21 protein-coding genes are annotated in these 17,199 nt (G+C 48.1%); all 21 read left to right on the top strand.

What is annotated here, in order from left to right:
- Positions 1-59 precede the first annotated feature (59 nt).
- Entirely contained in the window at positions 60-335 is a 276-nt protein-coding gene (gene rpsP, locus KOG47_RS08075) for a 30S ribosomal protein S16 (RefSeq protein WP_015881366.1), read from the top strand.
- Positions 336-388: 53 nt separating this feature from the next.
- Positions 389-907, top strand: coding sequence for a ribosome maturation factor RimM (gene rimM / locus KOG47_RS08070; protein ID WP_015881367.1), 519 nt, complete (start codon positions 389-391; stop codon positions 905-907).
- The gene (gene trmD, locus KOG47_RS08065) at positions 897-1,613 is read left to right on the top strand and encodes a tRNA (guanosine(37)-N1)-methyltransferase TrmD (RefSeq protein WP_074037266.1); all 717 of its coding nucleotides are present in this window, start codon (positions 897-899) and stop codon (positions 1,611-1,613) included. Before rimM ends, trmD begins: the two co-directional genes overlap by 11 nt.
- Before the next feature lie 114 nt (positions 1,614-1,727).
- Positions 1,728-2,081, top strand: coding sequence for a 50S ribosomal protein L19 (gene rplS, locus KOG47_RS08060; RefSeq protein ID WP_015881369.1), 354 nt, complete (start codon positions 1,728-1,730; stop codon positions 2,079-2,081).
- Positions 2,082-2,163: 82 nt separating this feature from the next.
- On the top strand, positions 2,164-2,706 hold the full coding sequence (gene lepB, locus KOG47_RS08055) for a signal peptidase I (protein ID WP_015881370.1): 543 nt from the start codon (positions 2,164-2,166) through the stop codon (positions 2,704-2,706).
- Between the two features lie 12 nt (positions 2,707-2,718).
- Complete coding sequence (gene ylqF / locus KOG47_RS08050) at positions 2,719-3,579, top strand: ribosome biogenesis GTPase YlqF (RefSeq protein ID WP_196430536.1); 861 nt, start codon at positions 2,719-2,721, stop codon at positions 3,577-3,579.
- A 41-nt stretch (positions 3,580-3,620) separates the two neighbouring features.
- On the top strand, positions 3,621-4,373 hold the full coding sequence (locus KOG47_RS08045) for a ribonuclease HII (RefSeq protein WP_215244048.1): 753 nt from the start codon (positions 3,621-3,623) through the stop codon (positions 4,371-4,373).
- A gap of 14 nt (positions 4,374-4,387) precedes the next feature.
- Positions 4,388-5,233 carry a hypothetical protein gene (locus KOG47_RS08040; protein WP_214691058.1) on the top strand — a complete coding sequence of 282 codons (846 nt, stop codon included), beginning with the start codon at positions 4,388-4,390 and terminating at the stop codon, positions 5,231-5,233.
- The gene (locus KOG47_RS08035; protein ID WP_074037264.1) at positions 5,230-5,490 is read left to right on the top strand and encodes an EscU/YscU/HrcU family type III secretion system export apparatus switch protein; all 261 of its coding nucleotides are present in this window, start codon (positions 5,230-5,232) and stop codon (positions 5,488-5,490) included. Before KOG47_RS08040 ends, KOG47_RS08035 begins: the two co-directional genes overlap by 4 nt.
- Before the next feature lie 120 nt (positions 5,491-5,610).
- Positions 5,611-6,771 (top strand): ADP-forming succinate--CoA ligase subunit beta, encoded by a 1,161-nt coding sequence (sucC, locus tag KOG47_RS08030; RefSeq protein ID WP_159562085.1) that lies wholly within the window; start codon positions 5,611-5,613, stop codon positions 6,769-6,771.
- Between the two features lie 12 nt (positions 6,772-6,783).
- Positions 6,784-7,701 carry a succinate--CoA ligase subunit alpha gene (gene sucD / locus KOG47_RS08025; protein WP_015881376.1) on the top strand — a complete coding sequence of 306 codons (918 nt, stop codon included), beginning with the start codon at positions 6,784-6,786 and terminating at the stop codon, positions 7,699-7,701.
- Between the two features lie 50 nt (positions 7,702-7,751).
- On the top strand, positions 7,752-8,546 hold the full coding sequence (gene dprA, locus KOG47_RS08020) for a DNA-processing protein DprA (protein WP_074037261.1): 795 nt from the start codon (positions 7,752-7,754) through the stop codon (positions 8,544-8,546).
- Between the two features lie 65 nt (positions 8,547-8,611).
- On the top strand, positions 8,612-10,708 hold the full coding sequence (gene topA, locus KOG47_RS08015) for a type I DNA topoisomerase (RefSeq protein ID WP_215244047.1): 2,097 nt from the start codon (positions 8,612-8,614) through the stop codon (positions 10,706-10,708).
- Positions 10,708-12,018 carry an FADH(2)-oxidizing methylenetetrahydrofolate--tRNA-(uracil(54)-C(5))-methyltransferase TrmFO gene (gene trmFO / locus KOG47_RS08010; protein WP_015881379.1) on the top strand — a complete coding sequence of 437 codons (1,311 nt, stop codon included), beginning with the start codon at positions 10,708-10,710 and terminating at the stop codon, positions 12,016-12,018. The genes topA and trmFO overlap by 1 nt, the downstream gene beginning before the upstream one ends.
- A 184-nt stretch (positions 12,019-12,202) precedes the next feature.
- Positions 12,203-13,084 (top strand): tyrosine-type recombinase/integrase, encoded by an 882-nt coding sequence (locus KOG47_RS08005; protein WP_078146696.1) that lies wholly within the window; start codon positions 12,203-12,205, stop codon positions 13,082-13,084.
- Positions 13,085-13,095: 11 nt separating this feature from the next.
- On the top strand, positions 13,096-13,644 hold the full coding sequence (gene hslV, locus KOG47_RS08000) for an ATP-dependent protease subunit HslV (RefSeq protein WP_078146697.1): 549 nt from the start codon (positions 13,096-13,098) through the stop codon (positions 13,642-13,644).
- Complete coding sequence (hslU, locus tag KOG47_RS07995; RefSeq protein ID WP_074037255.1) at positions 13,641-15,011, top strand: ATP-dependent protease ATPase subunit HslU; 1,371 nt, start codon at positions 13,641-13,643, stop codon at positions 15,009-15,011. Before hslV ends, hslU begins: the two co-directional genes overlap by 4 nt.
- Before the next feature lie 36 nt (positions 15,012-15,047).
- A complete protein-coding gene (codY, locus tag KOG47_RS07990; protein ID WP_074037253.1) occupies positions 15,048-15,827 on the top strand; it encodes a GTP-sensing pleiotropic transcriptional regulator CodY in 780 nt (259 codons plus the stop codon).
- A 272-nt stretch (positions 15,828-16,099) separates the two neighbouring features.
- Complete coding sequence (gene flgB / locus KOG47_RS07985) at positions 16,100-16,468, top strand: flagellar basal body rod protein FlgB (protein WP_074037939.1); 369 nt, start codon at positions 16,100-16,102, stop codon at positions 16,466-16,468.
- 3 nt (positions 16,469-16,471) lie between these two features.
- Positions 16,472-16,900 (top strand): flagellar basal body rod protein FlgC, encoded by a 429-nt coding sequence (flgC, locus tag KOG47_RS07980; RefSeq protein WP_074037252.1) that lies wholly within the window; start codon positions 16,472-16,474, stop codon positions 16,898-16,900.
- 13 nt (positions 16,901-16,913) lie between these two features.
- Positions 16,914-17,195 carry a flagellar hook-basal body complex protein FliE gene (gene fliE / locus KOG47_RS07975; protein WP_074037250.1) on the top strand — a complete coding sequence of 94 codons (282 nt, stop codon included), beginning with the start codon at positions 16,914-16,916 and terminating at the stop codon, positions 17,193-17,195.
- Positions 17,196-17,199: the final 4 nt, after the last annotated feature.

Raw genomic sequence — 17,199 nt, 5'->3', positions numbered from 1 at the left:
AAAAAGCTGTATACTATAAAAGTTGTCAATTCTTAAACACATGATGGAGGTATATTACCATGGCAGTTAAAATTCGTCTTAAGCGCATGGGCGCAAAAAAATCACCTTTCTACCGTATCGTTGTAGCAGACTCACGTTCACCACGTGACGGTCGCTTCATCGAGCAAGTTGGTCACTACAACCCGGTTGCAAAACCAGAAGCAGAAGTTCGCATCAACGAAGAACTCGCTCTCAAATGGTTGGCAGACGGCGCGAAGCCATCTGACACAGTACGCAACTTGTTCTCTAAAGCAGGGATCATGGAGAAATTCCACAACGCGAAAAACGCGAAGTAATGATGTGGCCGACCTTTTCTGAGGTCGGCCTATTTTGTTGAGGAGGAAAAAAGATGGACTGGTTATATGTAGGGAAAATCGCCAATACGCACGGCCTGAAAGGGGAAGTGAAGATTTTGGCGGCGACAGACTTTCCAGAAGAGCGATTTAAAAAAGGAAACACGTTGTTTCTTGATGTCGACGGAACGAAACAGGAAATGACGATCACGACGTATCGTCCTCATAAGCAGTTTCACCTCGTCACATTCAAAGGGTTTGACAATATCAACCTCATTGAAAAATATAAAGGGCTGAAACTATATGTCCACGCCGAACACGTCCACGACTTGGACGAACACGAATTTTATTATCATGAAATCATCGGCTGTGAGGCTGTCGTGGATGGGGAAGTCATTGGTGTCGTCGACGACATCTTTGAAACGAATGGAGCGAACGATGTATGGGTCATCAAACGACCAGGAAAGTCGGACGCGCTCATCCCTTATATCGAATCGGTCGTCCAAGAGATTGATGTCGATGCGAAGCGTGTCGTCATCACGCCGATCCCTGGAATGATTGACGATGAAGATTGATGTATTGACGTTGTTCCCGGAGATGTTTCATGCGCTCGATCACTCCATCGTCGGTCGAGCGAAGGCGCTCGGACAGGTGGAGATGTCGTTCCTCAATTTTCGGGACTTTTCAACGAACAAGCATCATAAAGTCGATGATTATCCTTACGGCGGTGGAGCGGGCATGTTGCTCACGCCGCAGCCGATCTTTGATGCATTTCATTCCCTTGAGGCGAAGAGCCCAAGGGTCATTCTCACGACGCCTACCGGAAAACCGTTCAATCAACGAATGGCCGAAGAATGGGCCAAGGAGGAACATCTGGTCTTTCTGTGTGGACATTATGAAGGGTTCGACCAACGGATCCATGATGAACTGGCGACCGACGAGGTGTCGATCGGTGATTTCGTTTTGACAGGTGGAGAGCTCGCGACGATGGTCATGATTGATGCGACCGTAAGGCTCATTCCGGATGTACTTGGCGATCAGGCGAGCCATGAAGATGACTCGTTCTCGACTGGTCTCTTGGAATACCCTCACTATACACGACCGGCTGATTTTCGTGGATTGACCGTGCCGGAAGTGCTCTTGTCGGGAAATCACGCCCGGATCGAGGCATGGCGCCGAGAGCAATCGCTCGAACGCACGTATCGACGACGTCCGGATTTGCTCGAACATGTCGAGTTGACGGATGTCGATAAAAAGTTTCTGCAATCGTTGCGCGATTGAGAAATATATGCTATGTTTGAGCATGTGGGTTAAACCCATCGATTACCGATGTTCCGCTATTGGATGCTTGGGCATATGAAGATATGAACATTGAAGAAAAAGGAGATATGATTCATGAACACACAAAAACTGTTCCGTGAAATCACAGAAGAACAATTCAAATCGGACGTACCTGCTTTCCGTCCTGGTGACACAGTACGTGTCCACGTTAAAGTTGTAGAGGGAACGCGTGAGCGTATCCAGATCTTCGAAGGTGTTGTAATCAAGCGTAAAGGTGGCGGCATCAGCGAAACATTCACAGTCCGTAAGATTTCTTACGGCGTAGGTGTTGAGCGTGCATTCCCGCTTCACTCACCACGCGTTGCACAAATCGAAGTCGTACGCTACGGTAAAGTTCGCCGTGCGAAACTTTACTACCTCCGTAACCTTCGCGGTAAAGCAGCACGTATTAAAGAAATCCGTCGTTAAGATGGGAATTAAGCTTGTCGCTTGCGACAAGCTTCTTTTTTTCTAGTACAATAAGTTCAAATGGATAGAGGAGTGAGTGAAGTTGAAAGAAGTGTTTAGTTGGCTAAAAGCCATCGTGGTCGCTCTTGTCATCGCGTTCGTCATCCGGACGTTCATCTTCGTTCCTGTCATCGTTGAAGGAGAGTCGATGATGCCGACACTCCACAATGCGGATCGAATGATCGTCAGTAAAATTTCGAACTATGTTGGGGAGCTAGACCGAGGTGATATCGTCGTATTCCATGCGACTGAATCAAAAGACTATATTAAACGTGTCATCGCCATCCCAGGCGACACGCTCGAATATCGAGATGATGTGCTTTATATTAATGGTGAAGCGGTAGAAGAGCCGTATTTAGACGAGTTTCGTGCCCAGATGAACGGGTTCCCGTTGACCGAGAACTTCACACTCGAACAAGTGACGGGTGAGTCGGTCGTTCCAGAGGAATCATACTTCGTCATGGGAGACAATCGTCAAAACTCGAAAGACAGCCGTGAGATCGGATTTGTGTCGAAAGAGGAGATTGTCGGCAAGACGAACTTCATCTTCTGGCCACTCGATGATGTTGGCACGGTAGAAGATTAAGGTGGTGCTTTTTTGGCAATTCAATGGTTTCCTGGCCACATGGCCAAAGCAAGAAGACAAGTAACTGAAAAATTAAAGCTAATCGATGTCGTCATCGAACTCGTAGATGCACGCGTGCCTCAGTCGAGTCGCAACCCGATGGTCGATGAGATTACAGCGGGAAAACCCCGTCTCATCGTCTTGAACAAAGCAGACATGGCCGACCCCGTCGTGACGGAGGCGTGGTTACGTGCCTTGAAACGCGAAGAAGTCGAGGTTGTCGCTGTCGACGCGAAACATAGCAAAGGCTTGAAACAGCTCATCACGGGTGCTCAGAAGTTGATGAAAGAAAAGCATGACCGGATGCGTGAGAAGGGGCGGAACCCCGGACCGATCCGTGCGCTCATCATCGGAATCCCGAACGTCGGGAAGTCGACGCTCATCAACCGTCTCGCCGGACGAAACATCGCCATCACGGGCGACCGTCCTGGTGTGACGAAGCGTCAACAGTGGATCAAGATGAAAGGCGGCGAGATGGAGCTGTTGGACACACCGGGGATTCTCTGGCCGAAATTTGAGGACCAAATTGTCGGATATCGTCTAGCCGCGACCGGCGCTATCAAAGACGAGATTCTCAACTTGGATGATATCGCCTTGTATACGGTTCGTGAGTTGCATGCTCGTTATCCTGAACAATTAAAGGAACGATTCAAACTTGAAACGTTACCCGAGGACAGCGTTGAGCTCCTTGAGTTGATCGGGAAAAAACGTGGTCTCATCAGTGGCGGTTACGTCGATTTCGAAAAAGCGAGCGAACTACTTTTGAATGAACTACGACATGAAAAAATCGGACGGATCTCGCTTGAGACACCGGCTGATCACGAAATGGCGTAAAGCCCTGTGCACACAGGGCTTTTTTGAATAGGAGGAAGACCGTGACGATTCAACAGATTAAACAACAACTAGAGGACATCCGATATGAAGAATGGGTACAAATCTTCCCGACCTTGTCACGAGACCCACGAGCGGGCGTGCAAACGTTGCTTCGGCAAAAACACCGTCAATTCGAGCGAGAACGGGCGTTACAGGTCGATTTCGAAAGTCGCATGACGTATGAACATGAATGGAAGGCGCGAGGCTTCACTCGAATTGTCGGAGTCGATGAGGTCGGACGGGGACCGCTCGCGGGACCGGTCGTGGCTGCGGCAGTCTTGTTACCGGATGGGTTCTATCTCGCGGGATTGAATGATTCGAAAAAAATGTCCAAAACGGCGAGGGATGCAGCATACGCACACATCATCGAGGTCGCGGAGGTCGGTGTCGGCATCGTCGAGCCGAAGACGATTGATGTCATCAATATATACGAATCGACGAAACTAGCGATGACAGAGGCGATTCATCAAGTCGGAGAAGTAGACGCCCTATTGATTGACGCCATGAAACTCGAGCTCGACATCCCTCAACAGTCATTGGTTAAAGGGGACACGCTCAGTGTGTCGATAGCCGCGGCAAGTGTCGTCGCTAAGGTGGTAAGGGACCGGATGATGGAAGAATATGATTTGACGTATCCTGGATACGGATTTGCGAAAAATGCAGGATATGGAACAGAGGCTCATTTAGAAGGGTTAAGACGCCTTGGGGTGACTCCGATTCATCGCCGTACGTTCGCCCCCATCAAGCATATGTGAAAGGAGTGGTCGCGTTGCGGATCGATCATCAAGGGGTGATGCCGTTCAAAGTGACGGAACAGACGTCACGCCCGCTATTACTAGGGAACACAGTCGTCGGAAAGGTATTGCAGCTCTTACCTGGCAACGAGGCGGTTATGCAACTACCCCAAGGGATTTTCCGGGTCGGTGTCAATGCGAACGTGAAAGAGAACGTCACGTATAAGCTGGTCGTCACGGACGTTGAACCGAAGCTCGTCTTGAAGGTCGTCACGCAAGCGACAGAATCGCTCATGGCGGCCAAGTCGCCTCTGCAGGCGTTAGGAGAACAGCTCGGACGCCTGATGCGAGAACCGATGCTGACGCCGGACTCCGTGAAGGCGGCCGGCAAAACCGCGTTAGAAAGCGGCGCAGGTCAGGATGTAAAAGCGCTCGTCGGGGAGCTATTCAAAGCGAAAGGTGAGCCGAAGTTCGAGCAGTTCGTGCGTGCGCAGGAAGCGTTCAACGCGAGCCAAAGCCCACCGTTCGTCGCTCAAGCATTTCACATACCGCAATTGGGTCCGTTTGAAAACGTTCAACTTCGTCTAGAGGCCCCGAAACGAGAGACGATGGACTCGGATCATGCGCGGATCGTCTTGTTTCTTGAAACGCCGCGATATGGTGAGACCGGGATTGATGTGTTGATCCAAAAGCGTTACGTGTCCGTACGTGTATTCAATGAGCAACACGATTTGGCTCCATACGTCCGTACATACGAACCACTTTTGAAAGAAGGTTTAAAAAAGGTGTCATTCGAACTGTCTTCATTTTCGTATGAAGCGAAGCGTGAACACGTTCCGGCAACGTTTGCGCCGCTCGGAAAGGTGGACCTCCAAATATGAAAGACCAGAAGAAAGCGATGGCGCTCTCCTATGAGCAGTCGATGGATGCGCCCCATGTCGTAGCAAAAGGAACGGGTATCGTGGCCGAGCGGATGCTTGAAGTTGCTTTAGCGAACGGCATTCCTATCCATGAAGACCCAGCGCTCCTCTCGTTACTGTCGGCCTTGAACATTGAAGAGCAGATTCCAGAGGACGTCTATCAAGTCATTGCGGAACTTTTTGTGTTTCTTTATCAGATGGAACAGGATAAAATTTGATTTGTCTAGGGATATATGTGAAAAAAAGATGAAAACTTAAAGCAAGAACGATAGACAGCGCTTTCAGTTTTTCGTTACAATAGACGTGCCGATATTAAAGGGGACTAAGGGGGAAAACATATGAATATCCATGAGTATCAGGCGAAAGAATTGTTAAGAGAGTTTGGGGTAGCCGTTCCGACGGGTTATCCAGCCTTTACTGTTGAAGAAGCTGTTGCAGCTGCTGCGAAGCTTGAAGGTGAAGTGAAGGTAGTAAAAGCTCAAATCCACGCAGGTGGCCGCGGTAAAGCGGGTGGTGTTAAACTTGCGAAGACAGATGAAGAAGTGAAGCAATATGCTTCAGAGATTCTCGGGAAAACGCTCGTGACACACCAAACAGGTCCGGAAGGAAAAGTTGTCCAGCGTCTCTATATCGAAGAAGGTTCTGCGATTGACCAAGAATTTTACTTAGGACTCGTGCTTGACCGTTCGATCGGCCGAATTGTCATCATGGGTTCATCTGAAGGTGGAATGGACATCGAAGAAGTCGCTGAACATACACCAGAGAAGATTCATAAAGAGATCGTCGACCCGGTCGTTGGCTTACGTCCATTCCAGGCGCGTCGTCTCGCATTCAAAATGGAAGTCCCGACGAAACTTGTCAATAAGTTCAGTGACATGGTCATGAAGCTGTATAAAGTGTACGTCGAGACAGATTGCACAATCGCGGAAATCAACCCGCTCGTCACGACGAAAGACGGTAACGTCATTGCGCTCGATGCGAAGTTGAACTTCGATAGCAACGCGCTCTATCGTCACTCGGACGTCCTTGCTCTTCGTGATACGACGGAAGAAGACCCACGTGAAGTAGAAGCGTCAAAACACGACCTCAGCTACATCGCACTCGACGGAAACATCGGTTGTCTCGTCAACGGTGCCGGTCTTGCGATGGCAACGATGGATATCATCAAACATTACGGCGCTGAACCCGCTAACTTCCTCGATGTAGGTGGCGGTGCGACGAAAGAAAAAGTAACAGAAGCATTCAAGTTGATTTTGTCTGATGACCAGGTCAAAGGGATCTTCGTTAACATTTTCGGTGGGATCATGAAATGTGACATCATCGCAGAGGGGATTGTCGCTGCGACGAAAGAAATCGGACTCGACTTACCACTCGTCGTTCGCTTAGAAGGAACGAACGTTGATGCCGGGAAGCGCATTCTCGATGAATCTGGACTTGCGATCACGACGGCCAGCTCGATGGCTGACGGTGCAGAAAAAATCGCAGCACTTGTTCGATAAGGGGGAAACGACATGAGTATTTGGGCGGATAAAGATACGAAAGTAATCATTCAAGGGATTACAGGGAAGCAAGGTCTGTTCCACGGTGAACAGATGCTCGCATATAACACGAAATTAGTCGGTGGTGTCACACCTGGTAAAGGTGGCACGACGGTCCTCGACAACGTTCCAGTCTTCAACACCGTCTCTGAAGCGGTCGAAGCAACTGGTGCCAATGCATCGATCATCTATGTTCCACCTGCTTTCGCAGCGGATTCAATCATGGAAGCGGCAGACAGCGGCATCGAGCTTATCATCTGTATCACAGAAGGAATCCCAGTTGTGGACATGATTCAAGTGAAGCGCTATCTCGAGGACAAACCGGCTCGTTTAATCGGACCGAACTGTCCTGGTATCATCACACCTGGAGAAGCGAAACTTGGCATCATGCCTGGCTACATTCATACGAAAGGGCACGTCGGAATCGTATCACGTTCTGGGACGCTCACGTATGAGGCGGTTCATCAGTTGACGACAGCAGGTATCGGACAATCGACAGCTGTTGGAATCGGGGGAGACCCGGTCAACGGAACGAACTTCATCGATACGCTTAAAGCGTTCAACGAAGATGAGGACACGAAAGCGGTCATCATGATCGGGGAAATCGGTGGAACGGCTGAAGAAGAGGCAGCTGAATGGGTAAAAGCCAACATGACGAAACCAGTCATCGGTTTCATCGGCGGCCAGACGGCTCCTGAAGGCAAGCGCATGGGACATGCGGGCGCAATCATCTCAGGTGGTAAAGGTACGGCTGCTGAGAAGATCAAGACATTGAACGCGAATGGAATCGAAGTCGCTGAAACACCAGCGGTTATCGGTGAAACGTTGATTCGTGTCTTGAAACAGCAAGGATTATACGAAGCATGTGTCACGGGTCAACCGACGACATGAGAATCTTGAGGGATGCTTGCATCCCTCATTTTTTTAAAGGAGAGTTTGTGATGAATCAAACAATAGCTCGGTTTGCTGCAGCACGAATGCCAGTTGAGTTTGTGCATCATTATTTAAACGGGACACTCGGAGCACATCGCACACAATTTTCTGAACATGTCTGGAGACGGGCTGAACGAGCCTGGCACGCATCGGAGTCGTATAAACATTTCGTCACATGGGAAGACGACTTGTTTCCGAAACGGTTACTCGACATCCCCAACCCACCATATTGCTTGTTTTATCATGGAGATTTAGAGGTACTACAAGAAAGAACGACTGCGATGGTCGGAAGTCGTGAGTTGAATCGTATCAGTCAATCGCTCGTGAATCACTATCACTCTTTAATAGAAGAAACTGTATCTGTTTCAGGTGGCGCCCTCGGAATCGACGGGCTCGTCCACGCCCATGCCCTTCGCGCTCGTCGACCGACCGTGGCGGTACTGGGAGCTGGACTGAACCGGCTCTATCCGGAGGCGAACCGAGACATGCTTTTACAGATTCCACAAGAGGGAGTCTTACTTAGTGAATATGTACCAAACACGCCGATTCAAAAATTTCAATTTTTGGAAAGAAATCGTTTGGTCAGTGGTCTTGGCGATGCGTTGGTCGTTATACAGGCGAGACGAAAGAGTGGGACGATGAATACGGTCGGACATGCTCTAGAGCAAGGGAAAACGGTATTTGCGGTGCCAGGTTCACCCCTTGATCCACTCGCGGAGGGACCGAACCGGTTGATTGAAGAAGGTGCGATTCCATTGACGAATTCCGATCAAATTATTCGAGATCTCAAGATTGTACGTTGACAAACCAGTGAGAACATGAATATTATGGTAGGGATTTAAATGACCTCTAAAAGGGGAGCAGATGTATGGCAAAATATCTGGTGATCGTCGAATCACCTGCGAAAGCAAAAACAATTAAACGTTATTTAGGTCCGAATTATATGGTCAAAGCTTCGATGGGGCACGTGATTGACTTGCCTAAAAGTCAACTCGGTGTAGACGTCGAACACGACTTTGAACCGAAGTATATTACCATCCGTGGTAAAGGACCGGTATTGAAAGAATTGAAGACAGCAGCGAAAAAAGCGACAAAAATCTTTCTCGCGGCCGACCCCGATAGAGAAGGGGAAGCGATTGCTTGGCATTTAGCACGCGCACTCGGTGTCGATGAAACGACAGAATGTCGTGTCGTCTTTAACGAAATCACGAAAGATGCGATTAAAGAATCGTTTAAACATCCACGTAAGATCAATCACGATCTCGTCGATGCACAACAAGCCCGACGTATTTTAGATCGTCTTGTCGGATACGGGATGAGCCCATTATTATGGAAGAAAGTCAAAAAAGGATTGTCTGCAGGGCGAGTTCAATCGGTAGCCGTGAAGATGATTATCGACCGTGAGCGCGAAATTAACGCGTTCGACCCGGAAGAGTATTGGACGATTAAACTTGATTTAAATCATGATGGGGAAACGTTCGAGACTTCATTTTACGGAAAAGATGGGAAGAAGATGGAATTGAAGTCTGAAGAAGACGCGCAATCTGTCCTCGATACCATCGATGATACGTTTAAAGTCATTGATGTAACGAAGAAAGAACGGAAGCGGAACGCTTCGCTACCGTTCACGACAAGTTCATTGCAGCAGGATGCTGCCCGTAAATTGAATTTCCGTGCGAAGAAGACAATGATGCTCGCGCAGCAATTATATGAAGGAATCGATCTCGGTAAAAAAGAGGGTACAGTCGGTTTGATTACGTATATGCGTACCGACTCGACACGTATCTCTGATTTGGCGAAGACGGAGGCGAAGGAATATATCGAATCGACATTCGGTGAAGAGTATGTCGCCTCACAGAAACAAAAAGAAAAGAAATCAGCGAATACCCAAGACGCGCACGAAGCGATTCGTCCGACTTCAGCATTGCGCGACCCAGCTTCCTTGAAGCCATATCTGTCACGTGACCAGTTGCGACTGTATAAGTTGATTTGGGAACGATTGATTGCGAGCCAAATGGCGCCAGCCGTTCTTGATACGGTCAAAATCGACGTCGAGTCGAACGGGATGATTTTCCGTGCGAACGGGTCGACAGTCAAATTCCCTGGTTTCATGAAAGTGTATATCGAGTCGAAAGACGATGACATCGAGGACACGAACCAAGAGAAGGAAGGATTATTGCCACCTCTCGAAGTGGATGATACCGTGACGTTTGAAACGATTGAGCCGAAACAACACTTCACACAACCGCCACCTCGTTATACAGAGGCGCGACTCGTTCGAGCGATGGAAGAACTCGGGATTGGTCGTCCGTCGACGTACGCGCCGACACTCGACACGATCCAACGACGCGGTTATGTCGTTCTCGAAGAGAAAAAGTTTTTACCGACTGAACTTGGAGAACTCGTCATCGAGATGATTGATGAGTATTTCAACGACTTCATCACGGTCCAGTTCACTGCCGACATGGAGACCCTTCTTGATTCGATCGAGCATAAGGAAGTCGAGTGGACGGAAGTCGTCGCTCCGATTTATCGTTCTTTCGAGAAACGATTGAAGCGTGCTGAAGAAGAAATCGAGAAAATCGAAGTGAAAGATGAACCTGCCGGAATTGATTGTGAAGTCTGTGGGTCACCAATGGTCATCAAGATGGGACGCTACGGCAAGTTCATGGCGTGCTCGAACTTCCCGAACTGTACGAACACGAAACCGGTACAAGTCGAAATCGGTGTCCCGTGTCCGAACTGTAAGGATGGACAAATCGTAGAACGTCGTAGTAAAAAAGGTCGTCTCTTCTATGGTTGCTCGAACTATCCGGAATGTGAATTCGTCTCATGGGATAAACCGGTTGCGAAACCGTGTCCAGTATGCGACAGTTTGATGGTCGAGAAAAAAATTAAAGACGGCGTGAAATATCAATGTACGAACTGTACCCACACCGAGGTACATCAGCAAGAGGAGGATTAATGTTGCAACAACGTGTAACTGTAATCGGAGCTGGATTGGCCGGCTCCGAAGCGGCTTGGCAACTCGCTAAGCGCGGTATTCAAGTAGATTTGTATGAAATGAGACCGGTTCGTCAAACACCGGCGCACCACACGGATCAATTTGCAGAACTCGTCTGTTCGAACTCGCTACGTGCGAACGGTCTTCAAAATGCCGTAGGTGTCTTGAAAGAAGAAATGCGTACGCTTGACTCGCTCATCTTAAAGGCGGCGGACACGGCAAGTGTACCTGCTGGGGGTGCCCTTGCCGTCGATCGTCATGAGTTTGCCGGATTCATCACCGAGAAGCTAAAGAACCACGAGAATGTCACAGTGCACAACGAAGAGCTCAAAGAGATTCCTGAAGGGATCGTCATCGTGGCGACTGGCCCTTTGACCTCCCCTGACCTTTCTGCATCACTCAAGGCGTTCACAGGAGAAGATTATCTCTACTTCTATGACGCGGCAGCACCAATTCTAGATGGTGATACGATTGATCGGGATAAAGTCTATTTGAAGTCGCGTTACGACAAAGGTGAAGCCGCTTACTTGAACTGTCCGATGACAGAAGAAGAGTTTGACGTGTTTTACGAAGAGCTGATCAAGGCAGAAGTCGTTCCGCTAAAAGAGTTTGAAAAAGAGATTTACTTTGAAGGATGCATGCCGTTTGAAGTCATGGCCGAGCGTGGGAAAAAGACGCTTCTTTTCGGACCGATGAAGCCGGTCGGATTAGAAGACCCGAAGACAGGAAAACGTCCATATGCCGTCGTTCAGCTTCGTCAAGACAACTCGGCGGGCACACTGTATAACTTGGTAGGCTTCCAAACACATTTGAAGTGGGGCGAACAGAAGCGCATCATCCGTCTCATCCCGGGACTCGAGAATGCGGACATCGTCCGTTATGGTGTCATGCACCGTAACACGTTCATCAACTCACCGAGCTTACTCAAGCCGACGTATCAGGCGCGTACACGTGACACGCTCTTCTTCGCCGGTCAGATGACAGGGGTAGAAGGATATGTGGAGTCGGCAGCGTCCGGGCTTCTAGCTGGGATCAATGCGGCGAAGATGATCGCAGGTGAAGAACTCGTCGTTCTCCCGCGTGAGACGATGCTTGGTTCGATGGCGCATTATATCACGACAGCCGACGGGAAGCACTTCCAACCGATGAATGCAAACTTCGGATTGGTGCCATCACTAGAAGACGCTCCGAAAAAGATGAAGAAACAAGAACGGTACGAGCGTTACGCGAACCGTGCGTTAGAAACGATACAACAGTATAAAGATCTTTGAACAGGAGAGCCATTTTTTGGCTCTTTTGTTTTGAAGTAAAATTTCAATTGTGTATTTTGTTTCATACTTTGAAAATTTTCAGATTATTGAACGGCTATCTATTGTCACCTTACATTCTGTATGCTATGCTAATTTCGATTTGACGAGAACATGCGTTTTTACGAGTCATCGAGGAGGCGATAAAATGGGATTTTTAGAGGATCGACAATCCTTTTTACGCTACTGCCAAATTGAACGTCGACTGTCTCCTCATACGAAACGCTCTTACGAGCAAACGCTCGACCAGTACGCCGCATATTGCCAATCGACGCATCAAGATCCCTACGATGCTCAGACGGCGCGGCGTTATTTATATGTCCTTTATGAGAAACAATTGGCCGCGTCTACGGTGTCCCAAAAAGTATCTTGTTTCAAGCAATTCGGGAAGTTTATGGCAAGAGAACAAGGTGGAGAACCGTTGTTCCACGACCTGACCTCACCGAAAAAGAGACAGTCCTTGCCGACCTTTGCCGTCCCGACGGAAGTCGAGCAACTGTTGGAGGCTGCCTCGAGGCAGGAAGATCCTTTTTTACAGGCGAGGGACGTCGCCATCGTAGAAGTGCTCTATGGGACGGGAATCCGCGTCGCTGAACTGTGTGGGATGAACCTTTCCTCGTTCGATGAGGTTTTATCCTTTGTCCATGTGATGGGAAAAGGGAAGAAAGAACGATATGTCCCGATCGGACAATATGCCGTACATGCTTTGCAGCGTTATATCGAATTACGCAAAGGTGTCGGGCTCCCGACAGAAACCGCATTATTTTTGAGTCAAAAAGGGAATCGGATGACAACAGACCAAATCCGCTATGTCATGAAACGTTTGAGAAAAGACAGTGGGGTACATAAACCACTTACCCCGCACTCGTTGCGACACAGCTTTGCGACGGACTTGTTAGAACGGGGAGCGGACTTGCGTGCCGTCCAAGAGTTGCTTGGGCATGAGTCCTTGTCGACGACCGGGCGGTATACCCATGTATCGACCGAACGACTTCGGTCGATTTATCAAGCGACACATCCAAGAAAGTAGGAGGTTACGATATGTTTCATGCAACAACGATTTTTGCAGTTCGACACAATGGCCAATGTGCGATGAGTGGAGATGGCCAAGTCACATTCGGGAATGCCGTCATCATGAAAAACAAGGCGAAGAAAGTCAGACGCCTTTATGGCGGGAAAGTCGTTGCCGGTTTTGCAGGTAGCGTAGCCGATGCTTTCACATTGTTTGAAAAGTTTGAATCGAAACTTGAAATGTATAACGGTAACTTGCCGCGAGCAGCGGTAGAACTTGCGAAAGAATGGCGTGGGGATAAGATGTTGCGTCAACTCGAGGCACTATTGATTGTGATGGATGCCGATCATCTTTTGCTCGTCTCTGGGAATGGAGAAGTGATTGAGCCGGACGATGGAATTCTTGCAATCGGATCCGGTGGGAACTATGCCTTAGCGGCAGGTCGCGCACTCGTACGCCATTCTGCTGAAAAGTCTGCTGAAGAAATCGCGCGTGCCGCTCTTGAAATCGCTGGTGAGCTTTGCGTGTATACAAATGATCAAGTCATTGTAGAAACGATTGGAGGCGCTGCTGAATGAACCGAGAGTTGACACCTAGACAAATCGTAACGGAGTTAGACCGTTTTGTAATCGGACAAAAGGATGCCAAGCGAGCAGTTTCGATTGCTCTACGAAATCGCTATCGTCGTCAAAAGTTAAGTGCAGACCTTCGCGATGAGGTTACACCAAAAAATATTTTGATGATCGGACCGACCGGGGTCGGAAAGACCGAAATTGCTCGACGGTTAGCTAAGCTTGTCGGTGCACCGTTTGTGAAGGTAGAAGCAACGAAATTTACGGAAGTTGGTTACGTCGGTCGTGACGTTGAATCGATGGTACGTGATCTCGTTGAGGCATCGGTTCGTCTTGTCAAAGAAGAGAAAAAAGAAGATGTGAAGGAGCCAGCGGAACGTGCGGCGACGGAACGCCTTTTAGATGCGCTACAAGGAAAAGCAAAAGCGACACCTACTGCATCGAATCCGTTCGAGGCGTTGTTCGGCGGACAGACACAACAGCCAGAAACCACGTCGGACACATCCAATAATGACCGTTCGCAACTTCGACGCTTGCTCGAACTCGGTGAACTCGAAGAACGCGTGATTGAAGTGGAATTAGAAGAAAAGCAGACGATGGATTTGTTTCAAGGTCAAGGGATGGAAGGTTTGTCGAATCTTCAGGATATGCTCGGTCAAATCGTTCCAAAGAAACGGAAACAACGTAAGCTGACGGTTCGTGAAGCAAGACCGCTTCTCATTGCTGAAGAAGCAGAGAACTTGCTGGACTTGAACGAAGTCCACGATGAAGCCGTGCGGCGCAGTGAACAGATGGGTATCATCTTCGTGGATGAAATCGATAAGATCGCCACAAAATCACAAGATCACGCCGGAGTATCCCGTGAAGGGGTGCAGCGTGACATTCTTCCGATTGTAGAAGGATCTACGGTCGTCACGAAGTATGGACCGGTTAAAACGGATCATGTTCTTTTCATCGCGGCCGGTGCATTCCATATGGCTAAGCCGTCTGACCTGATTCCAGAGCTACAAGGACGCTTCCCAATTCGTGTTGAATTGAGCAGCTTGACGGAAGAAGACTTCGTCAAGATTTTGACGGAACCGTCACAGGCACTCATTAAACAATATACGGCCTTGTTAGAATCTGAAGAAATCACGGTCCGTTTCACGCATGAGGCCATTGAAGAAATTGCGAAAATTGCGACACATGTCAATCGTGAGACCGATGACATCGGTGCACGTCGCCTCTATACTATAATGGAGCGCGTTTTAGAAGATTTATCATTTGAAGCGGCAGATATGCCACAAACAACCGTAGAAATCACACCAGCTTACGTACAAGCAAAAGTCGGTTCCATCGCCGACGATCGTGATTTGAGCCAATATATATTATAAGATTCTGTATGCACATACAGGGAGGAAATAGAGAATATGAACTTACTAGAAAAAACACGCCAATTAAACACAATGCTTCAACAAGAGGCAAGTGCGCACGTTGACTTTAAAGAAATGGCGGACAAAATGCGTGAAGTCCTTGAGTCCAACACGTTTATCGTGAGTCGTCGGGGACGACTTCTCGGTTTTGCAATCAAACAACAGATTGAGAATGACCGGATGAAAGCATTCTTAGTCGATCGACAGTTCCCGGAGCCATATGCTTCGAACTTGTTCAATGTGAAAGAAACGACAGCGAACATCGATATCGATAGTGAATATACAGCGTTCCCAGTCGAGAACCACGATCTATTCCTCAACTCCATGACGACGATTGTTCCAATCATCGGTGGAGGAGAACGTTTAGGTACGCTCGTACTCGGTCGATTGGCGAATGAATTCACAGAAGATGACCTCGTTCTCGCGGAGTACTCTGCAACTGTAGTTGGAATGGAGATCCTTCGTGAGAAGGCTGCGGAAGCCGAAACGTCGGCACGTAAGAAAGCAGTCGTCCAGATGGCGATTAACTCGTTATCGTATTCAGAGCTTGAGGCAATCGAACATATCTTCGAAGAGCTTGGTGGAAACGAAGGATTGCTAGTTGCTTCCAAAATTGCCGACAGAGTGGGAATCACGCGTTCGGTCATCGTCAACGCACTTCGGAAATTAGAAAGTGCAGGGGTCATTGAATCACGTTCTTTAGGAATGAAAGGAACGTATATCAAGATATTAAATGACAACTTCTTGTTTGAATTGCAAAAACTGAAATCAAACTGAAATACAACTTTCGATGTGTAATTTCCATTGAAAACACTTTTAAAAGGGACTTTATTCCTAAAAAACCGCTTTCCTTGATAAGGAGGCGGTTTTTTTTAGTACAAAAGTAATTATTTTCACCTTTTGACGTGATTTCGACAAAAAGATATTAAGCCATTTACCTATGTTTTAAAAAATATCTTTCAGAACTGTTACAGATTTGTTTCAATGAAATAGTAGATTTTCCAAATGAGGTATATTTAGTAGTCATTATATGAAAGTGAGTGAACGCCGTGAATTGGATTGGTAGTGACTATCAATTACTAAAGCAAGCCATCAACCATTCAGTCCTTAACCAAAAGGTCATCAGTCATAACCTTTCAAACATTGATACGCCGAATTTCAAAGCCAAACAGGCTGTGTTTGAGCAGACGCTTCAGAGTGAGATGCGACTCAAGCTGCAAGGTGGTCGTCCGAGTGACTCGACCCAGTCGAAGGTCATCGATCGAGCTGGTGGCGCCATGAGGAGTGATGGCAACAACGTCGACTTGGATTATGAAATGAGTGAGCTGGCACGAAACCAACTCCAGTATGAGGCGATGATGGAGCAATTGAATCGTAGGCTCGGGGGATTAAAATCTGTTATTCGGGGAGGTCGTTAATCAATGGGAATGTTTGATAGTTTTCATATTTCAGCTTCAGCGTTGACGTCACAACGGCTACGAATGGATACCGTGTCGGCGAACATCGCCAACGCTCAGACGACTCGCGGGAGACTCGTGGACGGAGAGTGGCAACCATACACACGAAAGATGACCGTGTTGCAAGAAGCGCCATTCCGGAAGCAAATGGATGCCGTTAATGGAGGGGTGCAAGTATCTCAAATCATCGAAGACGATGCACCGTATAAATTGGCTTATAACCCGAATCATCCCGATGCGGATGAGCGAGGGTACGTACAAATGCCGAACGTCGATCTCTTGAAAGAAATGGTCGATTTGATGGGTGCGACTCGTTCGTACGAAGCAAACATTGCAGCGATGAACGCCTCGAAGGCGATGCTCGTAAAAGCGATGGAGATTGGTAAAGGATAAGGAGTGTTAACGGATGCAAATTAATCCAATTCAATTGATGAGCCCAGAACTCACGCCATCACTGAATAAAACGAACCCATCTCAATTTGGGTCATACTTGAATGAAGCGATGAACGCATTGAATGAGACACAACAAGCGACTAGTCAAGCCCGTAAAGATTTGGCGGTCGGGAAAGCTGACCTTCATCAGGTGATGATTCAAAGTGAAGAGTCGTCGATTGCGATGCAACTTGCCATCGAGGTGAGGAACAAGGCTGTTGAGGCCTATCAAGAAATGATGCGAATGCAAGTTTAATTGT

Origin of the sequence: Exiguobacterium sp. s121 (genome assembly GCF_018617245.1) — a bacterium.
Classification (GTDB): domain Bacteria; phylum Bacillota; class Bacilli; order Exiguobacteriales; family Exiguobacteriaceae; genus Exiguobacterium; species Exiguobacterium profundum.
This window is presented reverse-complemented; position numbering and strand designations above follow the sequence as displayed.